Here is a 2127-nt window from a genome sequence, read left to right as displayed (position 1 = left end):
CGGATCGGCCGACTTCTCGCGGCGGGCGGCGACGCAGCCGTCGTCGAAGTGGAGCGGGGAGCGAACGGGCCGGCGCTGCGGCGGTCCGGGCATCAGCAGCCCACGTGGCCGATCACGTGGGCTGCTGGGCGGGGTTGGCCCAGCTGATGCGGATCTCGCGGTCGCCGGCGGGGATGACGAGGACGGGCTCGTCGGCGAGGTCGCGGATGATGTCGCGCCGGGCGCAGGGGCCGGTGAGGCGGCGCTCCAGGGCGTAGTGCTGGAAGTGGGACATCGGGCGGTGGCAGACCGAGTCCCAGAGCCGGCGGAGGAGGTCGTCGCTGAGGGTGTGGACGGCGGGCGGGTGGTGGCCCGGGATCTCCACGAGGACGTCGTGATCGGCCCTCACGCGGCCACCTCCGACCAGACGATCTTGCCGGTGTGCTCGCGCGGGGAGCAACCCGTGCGGGTGGAGAGGGACTTGACGAGGTGGAGGCCGCGTCCGGCCTCGCCGTCGAGGGTGAGGGCGCGCAGGACGGGTTCGCGGTTCCGCCGGGCGTCGTGCACCTCGATGCGCAGGCGGGCGGGGTCGAGGTCGAGGGAGAGGTAGATGCGGTGGCCGGGCGGCGTGCCGTGGACGAGGGCGTTGGTGACGAGCTCCGAGACGATCAGGAGCCCGGAGTCGCGGTACGGCTCACCGGCGGGGGTGGAGGCGAGGAGCGAGGCGAGGAGGGAGCGCCCCTCGCCGGGGGAGCGGCGGCTGCGCGGCAGCCAGGTGGTGGAGGAGTGGCAGGACATGGCGAATCCACCTTCCAGACGCGGAGTTTGAAGCCATGCGGGGGTCGGGCGAAGGCATAGGGATGCCCGGCGGCAGGTCAGTCATGGTCACTCAGGGGACCTGAATCGCTACTCCAGGTAGCATGCTCTGCGATGGCTTCATTGCGCAAGCGCACTCCCGCGCAATTGCGTGGGATCGCAAGAGTCTTGTGATCACCGAGGGAGGTGGCAGACTGTGACCCGACGTCAACCAAGAGGGAGCGACGAGCGTGGACAGTCCAACCGTGCTGCGCCGTAGGCTCGGCTCCGAGCTGCGACGATTGCGCGAACGGACCGGGCGTCAGGCCAAGTCCGTTGCGGACGAGCTCGGCTTCAGCGCAACCAAGGTGTCGCGGATCGAGTCGGGCCAGACGACTCTGAAGGAATCAGACATTCGCGCGATGCTCGAACTGTACGGCGTCAGCGACGAGGCCGAGTTGCGGCAGTTCATCTCGCTGACCCGCCGCAGCACGCAGCGCGGCTGGTGGCACGACTACGCGGACACCCTGCCGGACTGGTTCCAGACCTACGTGGGCCTTGAGGCCGACGCCGCGCGGATTCGCTCGTACGAGACGGAGTTGATTCCGGGGCTCTTCCAGACTCCCGAATACTCCCGCGCGATCTTCCGCGCTTCCCTGGTGGGGCAGGGCGGTGACATAGAGGGCGCTGTCGATCGGCGGTCGCAACTCAGGCTGCAACGGCAGGAAGTCCTCCACCGAACGGACCCGCCCGTCATCCATGCGGTCGTCAACGAAGTGGCGCTGAGTCGGCCCGTCGGCGGCCCCGGGGTGATGCGCGACCAGATCCTGCATCTCCTGAAGCTTGTCGAGCGACCGAACCTCTCCGTCCGGGTGCTGCCGCTCAGCGCCGGCGCGCACGCTGCGATGAGCATGTCGTTCCGCATCCTCTCGTTCTCGGACGTGCCCGGTCACCTCGTCTACGTCGAAGCGCTGACCAGCAGCCTCTATCTGGAGAGGGAAGCTGATATCGCGCGGCACGAGTTCGTTTTCGACCGGCTGACCGAGATGTCGATGAGCCCACAGGAGTCTGCTACCTGGATGGCTCGGCTACTGAAGGAGAACTATCGCAATGACAGCTGACCTGGCATGGCACAAGAGCAGCTACAGCGGTGGCGAAGGTGGCGACTGCATTGAGGTCGCCAGCGGGCTTCTGGACTCCATCCCTGTCCGTGACAGCAAGGATCCCCACGGCCCGGCTCTCACCTTCGCCCCCGAGGCGTGGCAGTCCTTCGTCGCCGGTGTCCGGGCGGGCGAGTTCCCGGCCGGTTCCTGAAGCGTTTCTTGCCGGGCGGCCCTGCGGAGTACGCAGGGC

At 68.4% G+C, this 2127-nt stretch carries 4 protein-coding genes; 2 read left to right on the top strand and 2 right to left on the bottom strand.

The window, feature by feature from the left end; genetic code table 11:
* Positions 1-112 precede the first annotated feature (112 nt).
* Positions 113-388, bottom strand: a complete 276-nt coding sequence (locus ACFU6K_RS37620) for a hypothetical protein (RefSeq protein ID WP_380670942.1) — start codon at positions 386-388, stop codon at positions 113-115.
* Positions 385-777 carry an ATP-binding protein gene (locus ACFU6K_RS37615; RefSeq protein WP_074001039.1) on the bottom strand — a complete coding sequence of 131 codons (393 nt, stop codon included), beginning with the start codon at positions 775-777 and terminating at the stop codon, positions 385-387. The genes ACFU6K_RS37620 and ACFU6K_RS37615 overlap by 4 nt, the downstream gene beginning before the upstream one ends.
* A gap of 248 nt (positions 778-1025) precedes the next feature.
* Between ACFU6K_RS37615 and ACFU6K_RS37610 the strand changes: the two genes are divergently transcribed.
* The gene (locus tag ACFU6K_RS37610) at positions 1026-1895 is read left to right on the top strand and encodes a helix-turn-helix domain-containing protein (RefSeq protein ID WP_380670940.1); all 870 of its coding nucleotides are present in this window, start codon (positions 1026-1028) and stop codon (positions 1893-1895) included.
* Positions 1885-2088: a DUF397 domain-containing protein gene (locus ACFU6K_RS37605; protein ID WP_380670938.1), complete on the top strand. Its 204-nt coding sequence runs from the start codon at positions 1885-1887 to the stop codon at positions 2086-2088. Before ACFU6K_RS37610 ends, ACFU6K_RS37605 begins: the two co-directional genes overlap by 11 nt.
* The last annotated feature ends 39 nt before the right edge of the window (positions 2089-2127 follow it).

This window comes from Kitasatospora sp. NPDC057512 (genome assembly GCF_042802135.1).
Taxonomy (GTDB): domain Bacteria; phylum Actinomycetota; class Actinomycetes; order Streptomycetales; family Streptomycetaceae; genus Kitasatospora.
This window is presented reverse-complemented; position numbering and strand designations above follow the sequence as displayed.

Coding starts and splice junctions, on each gene's coding strand:
- ACFU6K_RS37605 (WP_380670938.1), top strand. CDS start 1,885: ATGACAGCTGACCTGGCATGGCACAAGAGCAGCTACAGCGGTGGCGAA.
- ACFU6K_RS37615 (WP_074001039.1), bottom strand. CDS start 777: ATGTCCTGCCACTCCTCCACCACCTGGCTGCCGCGCAGCCGCCGCTCC.